This is a genomic window from Flavobacterium sp., assembly GCF_044368625.1.
GTDB lineage: Bacteria > Bacteroidota > Bacteroidia > Flavobacteriales > Flavobacteriaceae > Flavobacterium.
Window position 1 is genome coordinate 1 of sequence record NZ_JBIPPD010000033.1, and the last position, 20,981, is coordinate 20,981.

Annotated in this window: 19 protein-coding genes; 9 read left to right on the forward strand and 10 right to left on the reverse strand. The window is 33.1% G+C overall.

Translation table 11 applies throughout. From position 1 onward, the window contains the following. Positions 1-275: 275 nt before the first annotated feature. From ACIQ2X_RS04335 to ACIQ2X_RS04345, 3 genes are read right to left on the reverse strand one after another with little or no spacing between them, the layout of a single operon-like run. The gene (locus tag ACIQ2X_RS04335) at positions 276-1,196 is read right to left on the reverse strand and encodes a hypothetical protein (protein ID WP_396177674.1); all 921 of its coding nucleotides are present in this window, start codon (positions 1,194-1,196) and stop codon (positions 276-278) included. Then, positions 1,196-1,792 (reverse strand): TlpA family protein disulfide reductase, encoded by a 597-nt coding sequence (locus tag ACIQ2X_RS04340; RefSeq protein ID WP_396177675.1) that lies wholly within the window; start codon positions 1,790-1,792, stop codon positions 1,196-1,198. The genes ACIQ2X_RS04335 and ACIQ2X_RS04340 overlap by 1 nt, the downstream gene beginning before the upstream one ends. A 51-nt stretch (positions 1,793-1,843) precedes the next feature. Next, a complete protein-coding gene (locus ACIQ2X_RS04345; RefSeq protein WP_396177677.1) occupies positions 1,844-2,098 on the reverse strand; it encodes a hypothetical protein in 255 nt (84 codons plus the stop codon). Positions 2,099-2,297: 199 nt separating this feature from the next. On the opposite strand from ACIQ2X_RS04345, the gene ACIQ2X_RS04350 reads away from it, so the two are divergent. Next, positions 2,298-2,645: a helix-turn-helix transcriptional regulator gene (locus ACIQ2X_RS04350; RefSeq protein ID WP_396177678.1), complete on the forward strand. Its 348-nt coding sequence runs from the start codon at positions 2,298-2,300 to the stop codon at positions 2,643-2,645. A 39-nt stretch (positions 2,646-2,684) separates the two neighbouring features. Here ACIQ2X_RS04350 and ACIQ2X_RS04355 read toward each other — a convergent pair whose 3' ends face one another. The 3 genes from ACIQ2X_RS04355 to ACIQ2X_RS04365 all read right to left on the reverse strand — a co-directional run bounded on the left by ACIQ2X_RS04355 (position 2,685) and on the right by ACIQ2X_RS04365 (position 6,454). Further along, positions 2,685-4,340 carry a S8 family serine peptidase gene (locus ACIQ2X_RS04355; protein WP_396177679.1) on the reverse strand — a complete coding sequence of 552 codons (1,656 nt, stop codon included), beginning with the start codon at positions 4,338-4,340 and terminating at the stop codon, positions 2,685-2,687. 123 nt (positions 4,341-4,463) lie between these two features. After that, positions 4,464-4,667 carry a hypothetical protein gene (locus ACIQ2X_RS04360; RefSeq protein WP_396177680.1) on the reverse strand — a complete coding sequence of 68 codons (204 nt, stop codon included), beginning with the start codon at positions 4,665-4,667 and terminating at the stop codon, positions 4,464-4,466. A 110-nt stretch (positions 4,668-4,777) separates the two neighbouring features. After that, positions 4,778-6,454 (reverse strand): helix-turn-helix domain-containing protein, encoded by a 1,677-nt coding sequence (locus tag ACIQ2X_RS04365; protein WP_396177681.1) that lies wholly within the window; start codon positions 6,452-6,454, stop codon positions 4,778-4,780. 364 nt (positions 6,455-6,818) lie between these two features. Between ACIQ2X_RS04365 and ACIQ2X_RS04370 the strand changes: the two genes are divergently transcribed. The 6 genes from ACIQ2X_RS04370 to ACIQ2X_RS04395 all read left to right on the forward strand — a co-directional run bounded on the left by ACIQ2X_RS04370 (position 6,819) and on the right by ACIQ2X_RS04395 (position 12,859). Further along, complete coding sequence (locus ACIQ2X_RS04370) at positions 6,819-7,448, forward strand: hypothetical protein (RefSeq protein WP_396177682.1); 630 nt, start codon at positions 6,819-6,821, stop codon at positions 7,446-7,448. 803 nt (positions 7,449-8,251) lie between these two features. After that, positions 8,252-8,866, forward strand: coding sequence for a hypothetical protein (locus ACIQ2X_RS04375; protein ID WP_396177683.1), 615 nt, complete (start codon positions 8,252-8,254; stop codon positions 8,864-8,866). 457 nt (positions 8,867-9,323) lie between these two features. Further along, positions 9,324-9,464: a hypothetical protein gene (locus tag ACIQ2X_RS04380; RefSeq protein WP_396177684.1), complete on the forward strand. Its 141-nt coding sequence runs from the start codon at positions 9,324-9,326 to the stop codon at positions 9,462-9,464. 219 nt (positions 9,465-9,683) lie between these two features. Then, on the forward strand, positions 9,684-10,109 hold the full coding sequence (locus ACIQ2X_RS04385) for a hypothetical protein (protein WP_396177685.1): 426 nt from the start codon (positions 9,684-9,686) through the stop codon (positions 10,107-10,109). 242 nt (positions 10,110-10,351) lie between these two features. After that, a complete protein-coding gene (locus tag ACIQ2X_RS04390) occupies positions 10,352-11,482 on the forward strand; it encodes a hypothetical protein (RefSeq protein ID WP_396177687.1) in 1,131 nt (376 codons plus the stop codon). A gap of 198 nt (positions 11,483-11,680) precedes the next feature. After that, positions 11,681-12,859: an acyl-CoA dehydrogenase family protein gene (locus ACIQ2X_RS04395; RefSeq protein ID WP_396177688.1), complete on the forward strand. Its 1,179-nt coding sequence runs from the start codon at positions 11,681-11,683 to the stop codon at positions 12,857-12,859. Positions 12,860-12,986: 127 nt separating this feature from the next. On the opposite strand, the gene pckA is transcribed toward ACIQ2X_RS04395, so the two are convergent. Then, on the reverse strand, positions 12,987-14,591 hold the full coding sequence (gene pckA / locus ACIQ2X_RS04400) for a phosphoenolpyruvate carboxykinase (ATP) (RefSeq protein ID WP_396177689.1): 1,605 nt from the start codon (positions 14,589-14,591) through the stop codon (positions 12,987-12,989). 70 nt (positions 14,592-14,661) lie between these two features. Next, positions 14,662-15,057 carry a DUF423 domain-containing protein gene (locus tag ACIQ2X_RS04405; RefSeq protein ID WP_396177690.1) on the reverse strand — a complete coding sequence of 132 codons (396 nt, stop codon included), beginning with the start codon at positions 15,055-15,057 and terminating at the stop codon, positions 14,662-14,664. Positions 15,058-15,168: 111 nt separating this feature from the next. Between ACIQ2X_RS04405 and ACIQ2X_RS04410 the strand changes: the two genes are divergently transcribed. Continuing rightward, on the forward strand, positions 15,169-16,539 hold the full coding sequence (locus ACIQ2X_RS04410; RefSeq protein ID WP_396177691.1) for a saccharopine dehydrogenase family protein: 1,371 nt from the start codon (positions 15,169-15,171) through the stop codon (positions 16,537-16,539). Between the two features lie 196 nt (positions 16,540-16,735). Here the strand turns inward: ACIQ2X_RS04410 and ACIQ2X_RS04415 are convergent, their stop codons facing one another. Further along, complete coding sequence (locus tag ACIQ2X_RS04415; RefSeq protein ID WP_396177692.1) at positions 16,736-17,434, reverse strand: zinc metallopeptidase; 699 nt, start codon at positions 17,432-17,434, stop codon at positions 16,736-16,738. A gap of 169 nt (positions 17,435-17,603) precedes the next feature. Here ACIQ2X_RS04415 and ACIQ2X_RS04420 point away from each other — a divergent pair, with 169 nt between their 5' ends. Continuing rightward, entirely contained in the window at positions 17,604-20,174 is a 2,571-nt protein-coding gene (locus ACIQ2X_RS04420; protein WP_396177693.1) for a T9SS type A sorting domain-containing protein, read from the forward strand. Positions 20,175-20,422: 248 nt separating this feature from the next. Here the strand turns inward: ACIQ2X_RS04420 and ACIQ2X_RS04425 are convergent, their stop codons facing one another. After that, on the reverse strand, positions 20,423-20,899 hold the full coding sequence (locus ACIQ2X_RS04425; protein WP_396177694.1) for a hypothetical protein: 477 nt from the start codon (positions 20,897-20,899) through the stop codon (positions 20,423-20,425). Positions 20,900-20,981: the final 82 nt, after the last annotated feature.

A 20,981-nucleotide genomic window follows, 5' to 3' on the forward strand; every position in this document is an offset into this window, starting at 1 on the left:
ACTGTTTGGGACAATATGGACATTGTTAAATTGCAAATCAGAAATCAAAGATCTATTAAAACCTTTAGTAATAAAAACATTACCAAATAAATGTAGTGAATATTTATTTTTTTTCATTGATTCTACATATAGGTTTGTAAAAATATGTGATTTTATGGAAATCAGTTTTATGGAAATCAGACTTCACAGTATAGATTTTAAACACGTTATTATCATTCAATACTATTTCCTTCAGAGTATTAAAGTAAAATGGCATATTTACATTTTGTTCATTTTCAGCTTTTTTCATAACTTTTTTTTATATGGTTAGAAATAATCTTATCTAAATTGTAATTACAATCAATAGAAATATTTTCAAAAACGCCTTCTATATTAATTTCTAAAAAATAAATTTCGTTTTTTGTATCCAAAATAAAATCAACAACAGCCATTTTTATCTTTAGATAGACTAACACCTTTCGCATTTTTATTTCTAAGTTATTTGGAAGTTTAAACGGCGATGTTCTATTCATATTGTTTGTTTCATATAATCTAAAATCTACAGAAGTGTTTTCATTATGTTGTGAAAATATTGCTTGACTATAAAAATCACCATCGATGTAAAAAGACTTAATATCACAATATTTAAAAATGTTCTTTTGAAATAATGATAGTCCAAAAAATTTTGGCGCATAATTTATATCTTCTTGAGTGACAATAGCTGTGTATGGTCTATATAATTTTCCATTTGAACGAAAATCAAAAATTTCATGGATAGGTTTAGTTACGATGCTGTTATGTAACGAATGAAATCTAATGAGGTCATTTTTAGAGTTAGTTATTAAACTCTCTGGAAACTTAATATTAAAACGATTAATTACTTCCAAAATATTAATCTTACTATTACCAGAAGTAAAATCAAGTTGTCCTAGCGTTCTATTTTCATCTAGCGTCTTAAAAAAACCTTGATAATATTCAAATTTAATTTGATTGATTAAGTCTTTATTTTGAATATAATCTCCACCACATGGCTTGTGTACAAAATAAAAGTTTTGATCAACTTTAATTTTTTTGTTTAATGTTTCTATTTTAAAATTAACCTTATGAAAGTCAATTACATAATCATTAATCCTTATATTTTCTATGTTGTAGTAATTTAACCACTCAATTAAACAACATGAAAAGTTACAGAAATTATTTGTAATAATATAAACCATTACTTCAATTTAGAAATTTCATTGTCAATAATTTCACAAAATTTAAAAAAGGTTTGTTTTGTTGAAGCATTGTGAAATGGAGATTCACTAGTTGTACCACCTAATTTGTAATATAAAATTTTTCCATTTGAAATAATAAAACTTATTGGGAAGCCACTATTGAAATTTAACTTGTATATCTCATTTTTGTCAACTATAAAGTGTCTAAAATTAAATTCTACTTTTTTAATAATTTCAACATCATCAAATGTAATTGCTACAAATTCGACTTTATTCTTATACTTTTTTTTCAACGCATTTAACATAGGTATTTCCTCTAGGCAAGGCGCACAACTTTTAGACCAAAAATTATAAAAAATTATTTTTTTTTCATTTTCAGAAATAAACAATTCGGCATTGATGTCTTCTAAAACAATATTACCAAATTCTACACCCAACAATTTTTTGCTATCGTTTACATATGAAGAATTTATATATTCCTTCATTTGAAGCTCTTCGTTATTCAATTCTTTAGCGGGAATAGTATCGTTATAAGTTTTACTGTTTTGAGAAAAAGCTAAAAGAGGTAACAGTAGTAATAGAGACAATATTTTCATAATAAAAAAATTTAAAATACACCTACAATTAATAGGTGTATTTATTGACACTTATTGATATGTACCCACAACCGTTCCAATTGCTTTAATTCCACCGAAATTTGCATCAGGTTGATCACAATAATGGCCTATAATTTGACCGGCATCATTGTACAATGTAATATCCATGGTTGAAGAACTTCCACTTCCATTTGTTCCACTCACAACTCCCGTATAATCAGAAGATATCTTCCTACCGCCAAAAATGTTTTGAAATTGTTCATTTTCAATGACAAAATCTTTAAACTCTTCAATAACTGTTTTCATAATTTTTTAAATTTAATAATTAAACACTAATTTTAAAAACAAACTTACATCCTTATTATTACTCATTCGTGCACTAATTTTCTTAAAATGGAAAGTACTGATTGTTTTTGATCAATCAAATTAAATAATATAATATTTTTGAAGCAAAATAAATCATTGCGATTTTTTTGCGTATTTTCGCAATACTAACATTTACACCATGGAAAAAACAAAACTTTTCGAAGCTCGCGATAAAAAAGGCTTTTCGCAACAATATATTGCGAAACATTTATGTATGGACGTATCCAATTATAACAAACGGGAGAAAGGAAAAGCAAAAATTTCTCTGAATGAGTGGAAAAAGCTAGCTAAGATACTTGAAGTTCCTGTCGAGGAAATTTACGAAAGTGAAGAATCTACGTTCATTATCTGTAAAGACCAATCAGTTGGTATTAATCACGGCACAAACAATGTGTACACCATTCCAGCCTACTTTCTAGAAAATCAGAAAAATTACATCCTCAAACTCGAAGAAGAAAACGCTCAACTTAAAGAGCGGTTGAAGTAGTGGGATGATGGGTGTTAGATGACGGAGTGATGTATATACCTATTTTTTCTTCTTACTCACTTCTTTTGCCATTTTCATAGCATTATATACATTCAGTATTTTCCCCGATTTGCAAAGCACTGAAAAAGGAACCATTTCATTATCGGTACCTGGTTTTATTACTTTTTGATCAATGGTAACGCCTGATTCTAAGATGATATTTTTTACTTGATTCGCCGTTAATTTAGGATAATGTGAACGAATCAATGCCGCAGAACCTGAAGTAAGTGCAGCTGCAAAAGAGGTTCCATCGTCAAGGGCATAATTTCTTATTGGATCTAAGCACCAAATATCTGTTGCAGGAGCCATAATATCTACATTTTTTTTACCGAAGTTTGAATATTTATAAACCAAATTTTCATTTGCTTCATGATTTATACCTCCAACTACGATTAAATTATCGACAAATTCTTCGACGTCTTTTTCTGAAAAATAATCATTCGGATATGAATATTTAGCATCTAGGTTTTCGTTGCTATTTCCTGCCGAAACAACAATCAACACATCATTTTCTTTTGCATAAAGTATTGATTTCTGAATCCATTCAGGATATATTGGTGTTGATTTTCCGAAACTCATATTTATTACTTTTGCTCCATTATTTACAGCGTATTCAATAGCTAATGCAATATCCTTGTCTCGGTGAGTTCCTGAAGCAGCAGAAATGACTAACGGCATCACTTTAATTTGATTTCCAAAACCTTGAATACCTACATTATTCTTTCTATTTGCAGCAATCATTCCTGACATCATTGTACTGTGCCAAGTTTTATTAGAATAATGGGATACTTTATTATTGCCATAGTTCTTATCCTTGATGTTTGTTTCGATATCTTTAATTATATCGTTTTCATTAAAATTTGCATTTAGTGAAGTTGATAATTCTCCAACTACCCTTTCTTCAAATAAATCAATCCAAGCTTTATTATTATTTGTTTTAATAAAATCTCTAACAAAATACATATCGTAATATAACTCATCAGTTGCATCAAATTCTCTAAGTTTGAACAAGCTATCAATTTGTTTAAGAGAAAATGGTTTGTTATTAAAAATGTTATCTATTCTTTTAAAAGAAGAGATGTAAGCATCTTGATAATATTTTGCATCTTCTATTTTTGAATTATGTTTTACTTTTAATTTCTGAAATTCTTTTTGTATGTATCTGTATGCTAATGAATCTATTGTATTGCCATTAAAATTTGTTGTATCAACATTTTTTCTAAGCAAATTTCTAAGTCGTCTCGCTGCGTCATAATTTAAGCGAAAAGTACTTTCGCCGCTTTTATTTCCTAAAAAATTCCAACCATTAGTATCATCCACATATCCATTTTTATCATCATCAATGTTATTGTTTGGAATCTCTTTTTTATTTATCCAAATTTGGTTTTTTAAGTCCTCATGATTTAAATCGATATAACTATCAATAACTGCCACAATTATCTCCTTACCCTTTTTGTTCTTGATAAATTCATTGTACAATCTATTTAAACTTATTCCAGGCACACTATCCTGTTGCAAATCCAGGTTCTGCCAGTTTCTTAATTCGTCGATTTTAAGTTTTTTAACTTTCTTTGTTTCCGCTGCGTTCTGTGCTATTGAATCTGTGAAACTTAATGCAACAAGTAGTATAAACAGCGCATATTTAATTTTGGACATATTCTGAAAATATTATTTAAATCTCACACATTTACATCTAAACATCCCATTTAGAGGAATATAAATTATAGATAATAAGAGAGAGACATTTTATTTATCGAAAAATGCCTCTCCCAAATCTTCTTACTTTCCTCCACTTGGTGGTACCGTTGGAATAGTTGGAAATGGTGGCAGAGGAGGTGTAGGATCAGTAGGTCTCGTAGGTTTTAATGGCTTGGGGCCTGAGTGATCGCCGTCGTCGTCAACGCCATTACCTCCAAAAATAGTCATTAATTGTTTCTTGTTTAATTTCTCATCTTCAGAAACTTTAAAAAATTGTGAATCCATGATATATTATTTTAAATGTTTGAAGCAAATGAATTGCTAAAAAAAATCGATTGCAAATATTTGTGTATTCAATTTATAAATTGATATAATTTAATGAAGAATAATTGTATTTAACTATTTGATTTTAATTGATTTATAAAAAATGAAGCATTCATTCCAGTTTTATTGACAAATGCTCTTGAAAAGGTCTGTACACTACTGAATCCAACTTCAGAAGCCAACCCTTTAATTGAATATTTCAAATAACTTTTATCATTCGTTAGCGATTGAACGGCCAGATCAATTCTGAGATTATTAATGTAGGTAGGAAAGCTACAACCTTTATACTTATTAATTACCATAGATAAATAGGAAGTATTAGTTTCGAATTTTTTTGCTAGTGCCTCCAAAGTTACATCATTGACAAAAAGTTTTTCAGTTTCAAACACTTCTAATTTTTTTAAAAGGGCTTGAATTATATCTATATTTACATCTAAGTTATTAGTTTTTTCTAAAACCTTTTCATCATTAGTAGTAGTTATTTTTAATTCTTTACCTAATAAGTAATTATTAAATAAATCTTTTTGGATTTCCAGTTCTTTTTTTCTCTTATTATGATACCACCAAAGGAAGCCAATTAATCCTAATGTCGAACAAATGAATAACATATTGATAAGTAACGATTTCATTTTCATTTCTGCAATTAAGCGCTCTTTATCTGCAATAAGTTCAGGCACGTCATATTCCTTATGAGTTGTATCAATAATAAAGTCATAATTTTTCTTTACAACACTATCGGCTTTTAGCAACTGAGTAGTGTAGTAAAGTGTTTTATTTACATTCCTTCTAATTTTTGAATCCTCAATTAATTTATTATACGAGTTAATAATTTCAGGGAACATATATCCTTTTGCATTAAATACAGAATCTACTTTATTAAAATAAGTAAGGGCTTTTTTCTCATCCCTGATTTTATTAAAGCATAGTCCTAAATAATAGCAATTTTCAGTAAAATTTGCATAATCGTTTGATTTCTTAATTGTTTTGAGGGAACTTGTTAAGTCTGCAATGGCCAAATTATACTTACCTTTTTTGTAAAAAATTTTACCTCTATTACTAATAAAAAACTGATGAAAACCCTGATTACCATTCGTTAAGGTTTTTTCTAAACCGATGTTTATAAAATGCTCTGCTTCATTTAATTTACCCAATTGAGTATATGTGTTTGAAATTGCAAAAACCGTATGTACATATTGTTGAATATCATCTGTATTTTTTAAGTTTTTCTCCATCTGTAAAAAAACATCTAATGCCTCTTGGTGCTTACCCATGATGCTTTTAACAACAGCTATTTCATATTTAATGTGATTCAAATACATGTTGTTCTTTGGTGTTGATTTTTTATAAGCGAGCAAGTAGTTCTCAAGCGCTTTCTTTAAATTTCTTTGAATACAATAAAATTGTCCTTTCCTTAAATGTGTATAAATCACAAGGCTTTCATCGTAACTCTTCGCCACATCCATCATTGAATCCAAATATTTTTCTCCAGTAATTAAATCCGAGCTATTAACTATCATATCATAACCTACTATAATGTGATATTTATCATTCAATCTTTTTGCAACGCGTAAATATTTTTGTGCAAAAATTTTGTTTTCTACAGTATTGTAATAGTGAGATTCAAATTGTGAATAAATCAGATTCAAAGAATCTTCCACAGTAGTTTGTGCCTGAAGACGGAAAAAATTAAAATAAAATAGTAGAAGGCAGATTGTTTTTATTATTACGTCACGAGATATTCTCAACATTTACTTGAATTTAACCGCAAATATAATTCAATTTCGAAATATTTTTTAGAAACTATAAAATATTTAAATTATTGATATTAAGTATTTTAAAAAACAAACACTTCCTAATTTATAAATTGATATATACTTAATTTGCTTCGTAATACTGAAAGAGCATTACTTTGCCTTGTTCTTAAAATTCTTGCAAGTATAACAAAAGAGCAAAAAGTTCTCGTACTTTAAAAACGAAACTATCTATATAAAGAACGGTTGGCTTTGTATAAATAGCGAGAAAAAACCAACCACAAAAAAAACAGCCCTACTTTATTAAAATGTTTTGACGAACACAAAGTAGGACTGTAAGTAATATTAAAATACAAATATAATGAAAAAATTAATTTTTAGTTTGGCTGCTTTTTTTACTTTTGGGTTTTTTGGATTTGCTCAATTGGACGTGAATAAAGTTTCACAGCGTTTGGCAAATGACACAAATTTTATTAAGTTTATTGCTAACATTAGGAAAATCCCAAACGAAACAAATTTTAACATATTAAATAAAATTGTTGGCAAAAAAGAAATTAGTGCAGATGATGTTACAAATTTTGCTGTTGCGTTCGGATTTGAGAATATTCAAAGCGCAGAAGAATTTGATGCTAGTACTACACCAATTTTGAAAGTCCTAGTAGAAAATTATTCTTTAAAAAATTTAGAATCAAAGGAATTAGAAAGCTTGATTGAGGCAGCAGTTGCTTTAATGCCACAAGATCAGATAGCTGAAACATTCTCTAACTGTAAAGGCCGTCTAAGTAATTGTAGGATAGCTTCAATGGCAATTTACACAATTGAAGCAGTAGGTTGTGTTAGTGCAGGAGTTGGTTTGGGTGGAGTGACGTGGTGGTGCGGTGGATGTTTGGGGGCATCAGTAGGCTCAGTTTGTATTGCCGCAGCTACAGCCCACTATTTTTCTATGATGTCGGATTGCAACTATAACTATCAAGACTGTATAAATAATTAATTTACTGTTACAAAATCTACATTTTTATGGAAACACTTAAAACTTTTTTTGACCTCTTTACTCTTCAAGATATGTTACTTCTAACAATCGCAATAGTGATTATGAATTTTATTATTTTTCGTGCTGCTAAATTTACGAAGTTAATCAAAAGAGGATATACGTTAACTATGAAAGATAAGATTGTCTTTTGTCTATTAGGTTTGCTTTTTTTTATTTGCGTAATGCTGATAGCAGTTTCCAAACTGTAGAAAATATATTGAAACAGTATTTCAAGAAATTGATGTCATGCTTATTTTAATTATAACTTAACATCCGTCCCGCTAACTTTCAAATTTTTAAAAAAGTAAAATATTGATTGCTTATAAATTGGAATGATAATTCCAAGACATTCACGAATTACGACACGCTGTTCATGAATACCGTATTACTTTATTTGCACAAACAACTAAAGGCTACTACTTTTGAAATGTAAAAATGAAAGAAAAAGTTTGTTACCCTTTTCTTCTTGAACAGGAAAAGCATTTGACAAGAAAATCAAATGAAGCAAAAAATAAATTTTGAAGTCTTTTTTACAAAAAATAGTTGGCCACTATAAAAAAGGAAGTTGATGCTTTAGTTTACCTTTTCAAAAACAAAAGAGAAAAAAGTTCTCGTACTTTAAAAACGAAACTATCTATATGAAGAACGGTTGGCTTTGTATAAATAGCGAGAAAAAACCAGCCACAAAAAAAACAGCCCTACTTTAATAAAATGTTTTGACGAACACAAAGTAGGACTGTAAGTAATAATAAAATACAAAAATAATGAAAAATTTATTTTTTGGCTTAATTGCCACACTGGTTTTTAGTAATGCTGGATTTACACAAATTAAACTGCCTAAAATAGGCGAGAAATTTGAATTTGAAAAAAGCACAGGTATTCCTTCTAGTTTTGATCTGAGAAATGTAGATGATAAGCCCTATAATTTTTCATACGTATCTGAAAATAGTGAAGCACTAAACTTTAATTTAAGTAAATCCAGCGATGCACTTAATTTTCGTATGAGTCCGGAAGACGCAAAAAACTCGACCATCGACTTTTTTGATAACGGTGTTTTAGTGGGCAACTTTCCAGCAGATGATTTTCAATATCAAACTAATGTTCATCCAGCCGTAATTATCGGAATTGTTGTGGCTGCTTGTTGTGTCAAAGTAAAATACAAGACAACTACCACTACTATCAAAGATGGTAAAACGCAAACTACGACTACATGGGAGTTTGGTTGGGACTGCGACTGCTTGAGTATTTCATTCAGAAATGGTCAACCACCAAAAGCAAAAATTGTTGTAAATGGTAAAGAATTAGAGTTCAGTAATTTTACTATAACAAACACATCGAAATTTAATGATAAAGACTATTCATTGGTAATTTCACATTAATATTTTAAGCTGCCCATTTTTGGGCAGTTTTATTAATCAAATACAAATTATGGAAGCAAAAATAATTTTAATTAATGTAGCAAAGGTTTTACTATTCACACTAGTGACCTTACTGATAATTAATTTAATAGGGTTTATATATGACTTATACCTAGTCTACAAAAATGGTCAATCGATTCAATCGTTTGAATATCGTAAGTTTTCATTCTTTGTAAACGGCAATCAAACGTACAATCAATTTTCAAAAAAGCACTTGGTTTTAAATGTAATCATTTTTATTGGTTATTTTATCTATCTATTTAAGGATTATAAAAGCGGTAAATAATTTTTGAAATCACACAAGATGTCTGAAAAAATTGTTCAGTATATAACGTAACATATTGCCTTTCTGGAATCCATCTTTGGGTTTTCCTATCATAATTTCGATAAAAAAGTTCTTCTAGAAGAAAATAATGGATTGGGTATAGATTTAGGTTTTCAAACAACCTTTAATGTGCGTAAAAGACTAAATTATGGATTAAGAATAGTTTCAGCTTACAGCAGCTTTTCACCAGGTGCAGGAATAAATGCAGGAATAAATTTCAAATATAAATTATAGAAAAGTTAATAATTAGAATAGCAAGCAGTGCGAGTGTGGGTCTTAATTTCGAGTTAGTTTTGTGCCACATAGTCAATTACGTTTAATACATATTTAATCGAGACCGCTCGCCACTGTTTTCTATAATGCTCAAAATCAGTCGAAAATGTAATGTGGTCATTACAATTCTTTTGCTATATTCTGTTTTTCTAAAAAAAAAATCTTCTTAAATAAAAAATTATGCTAAAAATAATAATTGTGGCAATGCTTATGCTAGTACCATTGGTGGCTACTGCCCAATCAGAAAATCGCATCACTTACACCGTCGACAGCTATCATAACAGAGGTTGTTTAGGCGGAACTGGGACTTGTCCTGAAACTAAGATTGAAAGTTCTACAGAAAAAACAACAGCTTTTGTTGCAAAAACCGGAAAAAGCAACCTCCAACTGAGTTTAGAAAAAGCAGGTTTTACAGCTAAAGATTGGGAAGAATTATTAGACACAAAAACATTTCTAATTGATGATGAAAGTGTCAAGGTTGATAGAGAACTATTACGATTATTGGCAATTGATCCAAAATTTAACAGTATCAAACGAGGTTTATACCCTGTTACTTTTCTAGAAGATAAGGCAATAGTAGTTTTCGAGCTCATTGAACGAAATTAGATGCTGGAAAATTAATGCACCATCATCACACTGGGTTACTGTTAAAAGTTGCTGAAACAAGTTCAGCATGACAAGACATATATTATTTATAAACGGAGTTACTTTATCGACGTTACAACATCAATTTTAGCTGCTAAGAACATTTTTGGAAAACTTTGCTTTTGAAATTAAATAGTAAGGTGCGATTTGTAATGAATTTTGATGGCCCTTCCAATTTTTGACAATACAATAAGAATTTACAAATGAAAATCTCTTTAACATTTCTACTCATTCTATTTTGCATGACTTCTGGTTTTGCAAAAGATGAAATCATTGATGCAAACATAATGGTACAAGAAATGCTCACGGAAATTACAGAAGTCCAAAAAACATTTTACCTCAAAAAAAATGCGGTTCTAAACCAGATTACAACTATAAATCAGCAACTTAAAATTGAAGAAAACCTGAATAAAAAAGTCAGTTTATTAATTCAAAAAGACGCACTTAATGACAACCTTAAAAAACTTGAATTAGAAAACGCATCTGATATTTCAAAAATCCGATACATTAAAGGTTTACAAATTATTAAAATATTGTACGAAAAAGTATTGGGCTTAGATCATCATTTTGCATCGGTAAGAACTTTTTCTGAAATTTCAAAAATGGCAAATCCAAATCAGTATCCTGAATTTGAAAAAATAAAAGAATTGGTAAAGGCCAAAAGAGAAAAAAAACAAGGCGTTGATTTAACTTCTGTCTTAGGTACGAATACTTTGGTTTCTGTAATCAATACGTTTTCTAATATGATGGTTTCGGGTTTGTCAAAAGAAGAAAAAGAGGCAGAATTGGCAAAAATTGAATGCATCTTGGATTTTACCTTACGAATGCAAACCGACTTGAATACAATTTATTTTGAAACTGCTTATTTACAAGCTTCTAATAATGCAATAAAAACTGATATTGAAACATTGTTTAAAGATTATACCAAATCCATTAATTATTTGGTTTCCCTTTCAGAATGCAGAAATAATGATGATTGGGATAAAGTAAGCAGCCAGTTAAACACGTATTTAACGGCAATGGACAAAGCTGAAGGAGCTCAAAAAAACAAAATGCTTATTAATCTAGAATTTCCCATTGATAGATTGATCCAGTTTATTACGCAATACAATAACTTCATCAATGAAGGTGAAAAATTTTATCAAAAATTCAGCATTATTTTAAACAGCTACGAAAATGAAAAACAATGTGAAAGTAAGCTACCCATGGAGTACAAGAAACTGAAATCAGATATCAATATTGCCATTGATAAATTTAATGTGGCCTACAGACCCGTTGAAATTAACGGCACAAAAATGAGAGAAATTTTATATGGTATTAATGAGTTTCAGTAATTTTTACAGTGTTCTTAGCTGAGATTTTAAGCCAAATTTACCAAATCCCAATCCGGAAGTTTCGGGACGAGATATAGTGAATGACCAGAATAAGCGCCCAATGATGAAATTAGCATTTTACATCCAAATTATAACTTCTGTTTGTTGATTTGTTAAGTTTCTTTCTTTATTTTTGCGAAGACTTAAAATTTCACAAGTATGAGACCCGATCTTTTTCAAGCTCCAGATTATTATTTATTAGACGATTTACTTTCCGACGAACATAAAATGGTGCGCGATGCTGCCCGTGAATGGGTAAAGCGCGAAGTATCTCCAATTATAGAAGACTATGCTCAAAAGGCAGAATTTCCGAAGCAAATCATCAAAGGTTTGGCGGATATTGGTGCTTTTGGCCCATATATTCCAGAAGAATACGGTGGTGCTGGACTGGATCAAATTTCGTACGGATTGATCATGCAAGAAATTGAAAGAGGGGATTCTGGTGTTAGATCAACAGCTTCTGTTCAATCTTCATTAGTAATGTATCCGATTTGGAAATATGGAAACGAAGAACAACGGATGAAATGGTTGCCAAAGTTGGCTTCGGGCGAATTCATGGGATGCTTTGGCTTGACAGAACCCGACCACGGTTCGAATCCAGGCGGAATGACTACCAATTTTAAAGACAAAGGCGATCACTATTTATTGAATGGGGCCAAAATGTGGATTTCAAACGCGCCATTTGCTGATATTGCAGTAGTTTGGGCAAAAGACGAGTCGGGAAGAATTCAAGGACTGGTTGTAGAACGCGGCATGGAAGGTTTTACCACTCCAGAAACGCACAACAAGTGGTCGCTTCGTGCTTCGGCTACAGGCGAATTGATTTTTGACAATGTAAAAGTTCCTAAAGAAAATTTATTGCCAAATAAATCAGGTCTTGGTGCTCCACTGGGTTGTTTGGATTCGGCACGATACGGAATCGCTTGGGGAGCTATTGGTGCTGCAATGGACTGCTACGACACGGCTTTGCGATATGCCAAAGAGCGAATTCAATTTGACAAACCAATTGCGGGAACGCAATTGCAGCAAAAGAAATTGGCTGAAATGATTACCGAAATCACTAAAGCACAATTGTTGACTTGGCGATTGGGTGTTTTGAGAAACGAAGGAAAAGCGACAACCGCTCAAATTTCGATGGCGAAAAGAAACAATGTGGACATGGCAATCAACATTGCCAGAGAAGCGAGACAAATTCTTGGCGGAATGGGAATTACCGGCGAATATTCGATCATGCGTCACATGATGAACTTAGAATCTGTAATTACTTACGAAGGAACGCACGACATTCACTTACTGATAACAGGTATGGATATTACTGGAATTCCTGCATTCAAATAAAAGAACAAGAATTCACTATATTTTCCCGATTGCTGCAAAGTGGTCGGGAATTTTTTTGCAATAAAAAACCCAGCAACTTTCGTTACTGGGTTTCTTTTTTGGGACTTTTAAAATCTTGTGCAGTCTGTTAAACTAATGGCCCACCTGCTAAAATCTCTTCGTTGGCAAACTCTTCGAATTTAGCAAAATTCTCTTTAAATTTATTTCCTAATTCTATTGCTTTTTTGTCATACAAATCTTTATCAGCCCATGTATTTCTTGGGTTTAAGATTTCTGCTGGAACATCCGGACATGATTGTGGTTTTTCGATTCCAAAAACTTCATGTTTCTCATAAGCTACATTATCCAACTCCCCGTTTAAGGCTGCTGTAATCATAGCACGCGTATATTTTAATTTCATTCGGCTACCAATTCCGTATGGTCCACCTGTCCAACCCGTATTGATTAACCAAACTTGAACGCCCGTTTCTTTCAACTTTTGGCTCAACATTTCGGCATATTTTGTGGGGTGTAACGGCATGAAAGGCGCTCCAAAACAAGCTGAAAAATTAGGTTGTGGTTCAGTAACTCCCGCTTCTGTTCCGGCCACTTTTGCAGTATAACCAGAAATAAAATGGTAAGCGGCTTGACCTGGAGTTAATTTTGAAATTGGAGGCAAAATCCCGAAAGAATCGGCCGTAAGGAAGAAAATATTTTTAGGATTTTTTCCGATAGAACCTTCTTGAATATTATCAATATGGTAAATCGGGTAGCTTACACGTGTATTTGGCGTGATGGAAACATCTTCAAAATCAACTTCATTGGTTCCTTCTTTGAAAATAACGTTTTCTAAGATTGCTCCTTTTTTGATGGCTCTGAAAATATCTGGTTCTTGCTCTTCGGTCAAATTAATAACCTTTGCATAACAACCTCCTTCAAAGTTAAAAACGGTATTTTCGCTGGTCCAACCGTGCTCGTCGTCACCAATCAATTTACGTTTAGGATCGGCAGACAAAGTGGTTTTTCCTGTTCCTGACAATCCGAAGAAAATAGCAGTGTCGCCATCGTTACCCACGTTTGCAGAACAATGCATTGGCAACGTATTTTTGTCAACTGGAAGTATAAAGTTTAGGGCAGAAAAAATGCCTTTTTTCATTTCACCTGTGTAACCTGTACCGCCAATTAAAGCTATTTTTCGTGTAAAATCTAAAATGGCAAAATTGTGCTGACGCGTTCCATCTACAGCAGGATCTGCCATAAAACCAGGAGCACATACTACATGCCAATCGGGTGTAAAGCCTTCTAGTTCTGATTCTTCTGGACGAAGAAACATGTTGTAGCAAAACAAGTTTGACCATGCTTTCTCGGTTACCACACGAACGTTTAATCGGTAATTGGCATCCGCACACACATAACTGTCGCGAACATAAATGTCTTCCTGTTCTGAAAGGTAATTGGTTACTTTTTTATAAAGTTTGTCAAAATCTTCTGATGAAAATGGGATATTCACTTTTCCCCACCACACTTTCTCTTCGGTAATCGCATCGCGAACAATAAAACGATCTTGTGGTGACCTTCCCGTAAATTCTCCCGTGTTTACTGCTAGTGCTCCTGTTGAATTTTCTACTCCTTCGCCCGACTTAATGGTGATGTCATGCAACTCATCTGGGGTTAACTGGTAATGAACATTTGAATTTTTAATTCCTAATTCGGCTAACGAAATCGATTTCGTAATTAAAGCGTTATTATCCATAAATTTGTATGTTGTGTGTGTTTAATACAGAGTACAAAAGTAAAAATTATTATTTAGATAGGACACAATTCTACTGAATTTGTGATTTATTCTTCAAAATGTCAATAAATAAAAGGCTCCACGCTACAATTAGAAGCAACCCTCCCACTGGTGTTATAAAGCCAATTACCTTGAAATCGAAAGATGTTAAGGCATTTGTAGCCAATAAATAAATAGATCCTGAAAAAAACAAGACGCCCAAAACAACTAAAATATGTATTGCTTTTTTAGTCTTTGGTAGAACTGAACTAGTTGTTGCTACAAATAAAAGAAATAATGCATGGTACATTTGGTACCGAACTCCTGTTTCAAAAGTAGCTAAAGCATTGACGTCTACTAATTTTTTTAAAGCATGAGCTCCAAAGGCTCCCAATACAATCGAGATTACACCCAGTAATGCAGCGGTTAAAATAATTCTTCTATCCATTTGTAATAATTTTGCACAAAGATACTCAAAGTTTGTCCGAAAGAATAATTATAACGTTTTCGTTGGTTCAAAATATAACATTTTTATACCTTTGTGTGACACAACCTGACTATGAGAAAAATACTTATTATTGGTGCTGGACGTTCGGCATCCTCCCTAATTCGATACTTGTTAAACAAATCTGAAGTAGAGCAATTGCAAATTACAATCGCTGATTTATCTTTAGAATTAGCCCAAAAGAAAACACAAAACCATCCCCATGCTCGCGCCATAGCACTAGACATATTCAATCCCGAACAACGAAAAGCGGAAGTTCAGAACGCCGATATAGTTATTTCGATGTTACCGGCACACTTGCACATTGAGGTGGCCAAAGACTGCTTGGCATTTGGCAAAAACATGGTTACGGCTTCATACATCAGTCCACAAATGGAAGCTTTGAACGCAGAGGCTGTTGAGAAAGGACTTGTTTTTATGAATGAAGTAGGGCTTGATCCAGGAATAGACCACATGAGTGCGATGAAAGTGATTGATGAAATCAAAGATCAAGGTGGAAAAATTATTCTTTTTGAATCGTTTTGTGGTGGACTAGTTGCTCCTGAATCCGATAATAATTTGTGGAATTACAAATTTACTTGGGCGCCTAGAAATGTAGTTTTAGCCGGTCAAGGTGGTGTTGCCAAATTTATTCAGGAAGGAAAATACAAATACATTCCGTACCAAAAACTGTTTCGCAGAACCGAGTATTTCCATGTAGATGGGTATGGAAAATTTGAAGGTTATGCCAACCGTGATTCGCTGAAATACCAAAGTGTTTACGGACTTGAAGACGCGTTGACTTTGTATCGTGGTACGATCCGAAGAGTCGGTTTTTCGAAAGCTTGGAACATCTTTGTCCAACTGGGAATGACAGACGACACCTATATTATAGACGATTCTGAAACCATCAGTTTCCGGGATTTTACTAATTTGTTTTTACCATACCATCCTTCAGATTCGGTTGAATCGAAATTTAGATTGAGTACGGGAATTGAACAGGACGATATTATTTGGGACAAACTCTTAGAGCTTGACTTGTTTAGTGCTGCAAAAATCGTTGGTGTTAAAAACGGAACACCTGCTCAAATTTTAGAACGCATATTGAACGATAGTTGGACACTTGCTCCAGAAGACAAAGACATGATTGTGATGTACCACAAATTTGGTTACGAACTCAATGGCGAACAAAAACAGATTGACGCTACGATGGTTTGCCTAGGCGAAGATCAAACCTATACTGCAATGGCAAAAACCGTTGGACTTCCCGTAGCTATGGCGACGCTTCAAATTTTAAATGGCAACATTAAAACGCCTGGAGTACAGTTACCGATTCGGAAAGAAGTTTATCTGCCCATTTTAAAAGAATTGGAAGAATTTGGCGTTGTTTTTCACGAGAAGGAAATGCCGTATTTTGGGTACAATCCGGATAAGTTGGTTGTGTAGTTTTTTTCGCAAGCGATTCCAAGACGCCTACAGATTCTCAAAATAGCCCCGATTGAGGCGGCATCCCCGCTTTTTTTTAGCGGGATATAGCCGAAAGCGGGAAAATGGAAACCTAAAGACTCCCGAGCAATCTGCTCCAAAATAAAAAAATCCGCTCTTTCGAAGCGGATTTTTGTGTATAAATAAGTTTCGAAAATTAATCTCTTGAACCTCCAAAAACTTGCAATGCCCAATACAGCAGCATAGCAACCGATCCAATCGCAGCGACAAGATAGGTTCTCGCAGCCCATTTTAAAGAATCTTCGGCGCCGGCATATTCTTGTTGACTCAACATATTTTTGTTTTTCAACCAAGCCAAAGCACGGTTACTTGCATCATATTCTACAGGAAGCGTTATGAATGTAAAAATGGTGGTAACTGCCATCAAAACTAGTCCAGCAATAGCTACATAATAAGCAACCCCAATTCCAGCGGCAGCACCCATAATTAATCCCCCAATAATTAACCATTGTGAAATACTCGATGAAATATTGACCATTGGTACCATTGCTGAACGGAAACCTAACATGTCATATGCTTGAGCGTGTTGTACTGCGTGACCCACTTCGTGTGCGGCAACTGCTGCTGCTGCAGCGTTTCGCTGGTTGTAAACGGCTTCACTTAAGTTAACTGTTTTGTCTGCTGGATTGTAATGATCCGTTAATCGTCCTGGTGTAGAGATAACTCGAACGTCTCGAATACCGTGGTCGGCTAACATTTTTTCGGCAATTTCGCCACCACTCATTCCGTTTCTTAATCCTACTTTTGAATAAAATTCAAACTTGCTTTTCAGTTTAGAACTTACTGCCCAACTTACTAAAGCTATTGCTCCAATTAAAATATAGTATCCCCACATGATGTTTTAAATTTTATACGAATATAACAAATTGTATTCCACTTGCAAATTTATGTCAGTCTGTCGGGCGTTAAAGATTTTGTAAAATTCACAAATCACACCATCAGATATGCAATATTGTCTGTAGTGAGCTGTTTTTAAATTTGTTGTATATTCGCAAAAAATAAATATGAGACTAATTTTACTTTTCATACTCTTTTTAAGCCTCTCTTTACAGGCCCAAAATTTTGAAAAAGATGCCACTTTTAATCCATATGTTTTGCCTGCCGATAAGTATTACGTAGAAAACAGTCCCTCACTTTCGGTCTTGCAACCCGACCAAAAGTTGATTTTGGTTGAAAACTATTTTTTAAACATCAACTATTCAAAAATAACAAGAATCAATCTTGACAATTCGTTAGATACTTCTTTTAATGCCTCAACTGAATTAAACGGTTTAGTAAAGGACATTGCACTTCAGCCCGACGGAAAAATTATTTTAGTGGGAAGTTTTACCACTTTCAACAATACGCCTTCAAAATATATTGTACGACTGAATGCCGATGGGACAAAGGACACGAGCTTCAACATTGGCACTAGTTTCAATGCCTCTGTAAATTCCAATTACAAATTTGCAAGTTCGGTTCAAATCAGACCTGACGGAAAAATTTTAGTTGGTGGCGATTTAATTAGCTACAACGGTGTTTATAAAAATTCTTTGTTTTTACTAAACAGCGACGGAACGCTCGACAATACATTTACATTGGATGCAACCTTAGGCGAATTCGCGATTTCAAAAATAAAACTTTTGCCCAATGGAAAAATAATAATTGTTAGGCATTTTTCTTCAGGTATCAAAAGACTGAACAGCGACGGAACAGTTGACACTTCCTTCCTAAGCACGGTTTTTCTAAATCCTCCTTCTGGTGGAGGCGAAACAAGAGTAAACGACTTGATTATGCAACCTGATGGTAAAATGATTGTTATTGGAAAGTTTAATAAAATAATGCAATTTAACTATCGCGATATCGCCCGACTGAATGTGGACGGAACAATCGATACCACATTTGATTCCAAAGGGTTTAACATCACGATTCCTCTAAGTAGTACTACAGAGTTGAGTCGGAAAGGAGTAACAGCAGGACTTTTGCAACCGGATGGAAAAATAATCATCAGTGGCAGCTTTAAGACGTATTACAACAATCCTAAAAATTATATTTTAAGACTCGATTCAAATGGTCTTTTGGATACTACTTTTTCAGGCGGATTGGACAATGCTACTACTGAAACGGACTATTTGCATCAAAAGTTTATTAACGGTATGTTTTATACTACCCAAAATGATATTATTGGGGTAGGAAATTTTAGCACCTATAACGACATTGCTACGGATAATATGGTTCGATTCAATGCTGACGGAGTAAAAAATCCGACTTTCAATAACATTTGTAGAGGGTTTAATGGACCTGTTGAACTCATTAGTCAAAACAGTTCAGGACAAATAATTGTAACCGGCAATTTTCGAGCCTATAATGGAATAGCGAAAGACCGAATGGCACGACTTTTTGCGGATGGAAGTCTCGATACTTCTTTTACAGTTCAACTCCATACTTTTTTAGAAAACGATTTGCAACCCAACGAAATTCTTGTGCAACCCGACGGGAAAGTTATTGTTGCATCAAGCGGTAGGTTTTTAAACGGCATTAAACTAGGTGCTGTAGTTCGGCTTAATTTAGACGGAAGTGTCGATACTGATTTCAACAGTATGACGCCAACAAACAATTACGGAACAAGAGGTTCGGCTACTTCTATTGCATTGCAACCCGACGGAAAAATTATTGCTGCAGGTTCGGTATATTATGGAAACAACAATATCAATAAAAAATTATTGCGTCTCAATGCGGACGGAACACTCGATGACAACTTTACATTTGGTGCTTTAAATACTTTTCAAAGCATTACCAAAATCATTTTGCAACCCGATGGGAAAATATTAGCGCTCGGAATTGTTGATACTTATAAAAGCAGAGTCATTCGCCTTTTAAACAATGGAGCACTAGATCCTACGTTTACAATGGCTTCTAGCATATTTTTTCATCAAAATAAAAATTTATACATGTCGTTGGATAGTGACGGAAAAATCATTCTTATTTCAGATTCTCTTGGAAACAACAATTATAGAATGTTTCGTTTAAACTCCGATGGAACGTTAGATACTACTTTCAATTTCACAGCTCTAAACCCCTTTTCTTACGGAAGCGTTGCCCCAAACGTCTTTTTACCCAATCAAAAAATAATGATTGGTGTTCCAGGAACAATTGACACTTCGCGGATGAAATTGGTAAATTCAAATGGAACGCTCGACACCACTTTTACTATCGGCACTGGATTTAACGGCAACATCAATGCGCTTTATATGCAACCCAACGGTGGACTCCTTGTGGGAGGTTATTACAAAAGTTTTCAAAGCCAAACCGAACGCTTTTTGCTACGACTCACAAGCGAAGCTTTTTTAGACACTCATCCTGATTTACCCAAACAAAAGCCCTTTTTACATCCAAACCCCACAAGCGGTATTTTGTATTTTTCGGCAATCAACTCCAATGCGAGTTATCAAATCACCAATCTATTAGGGCAAATTGTTCAAAAAGGAAGTATTAAAAACCAACAAATTTCTACTGCTACACTACAAAATCAAATGTATATTATAGAAATTAGTAACGGCAAACAAAAAACGACACACCAGTTTTTAAAACAATAAACATCCCGTTACAATACAAATAAAAAAGGCTATTTCAGAAACATGAAATAGCCTTTTCTCCTATATAATAGAGTTACTAGATTGTTTTCAACTACTTTAAGTACTCCTCCATTTCGCAGGAAGTGATTTTTGAAACAAAAAACCTCCGAGTTTACCTAGTAAACGCGGAGGTTTTATAAAAACAAACTAATTTATCTGAAACGATACCGTGTTTTGTGTAAACACCAACATTTACTAAAAGGCTAAAGCTACAATCCAAAAATAACATTCAACACAAGTTGCTGTGTGTTGGGTTCTTTTATCTGATTTTTTAATTTAAAAGTGTCGCTTTCCCAAGCTTTATTGTTTAATGCAAATTCATATGCCAAAGTTATTTTTGTCTGCTGAAAATTTCTACCCCATCCTTTTCCTTTAAAACAAATGGACGGCCCCAAAAAGCCTTTTTCTAGATACATAGAAAGCTCATTTCCGTTAATGCCTTCTGGAAGATTATCAAAGTCCACTTCATAATTCTTCCAATACAGCGAAAGGTTTTTCTTGGCATAGCCAATATTAAATCCCGCTCCAAAAGCAAATTTTTCTCGACTGAAAAGAATGTATTGGGCTCTTAACTTAACTCCATTTGACAATATTCGGTTAGTAGTTTCGTCGTTACTGGTTCCTATTGCAAACATTTCATAGCCTAAATCAATATCAACATAATCATCGTAATTGTAAAGTTTCACAACGTTATTGATGAGAGTTGATTTTAATTTAGATTCAAATTTAGGATATTATTTTTAAATTGATTGGGTGTTATCTTGAATA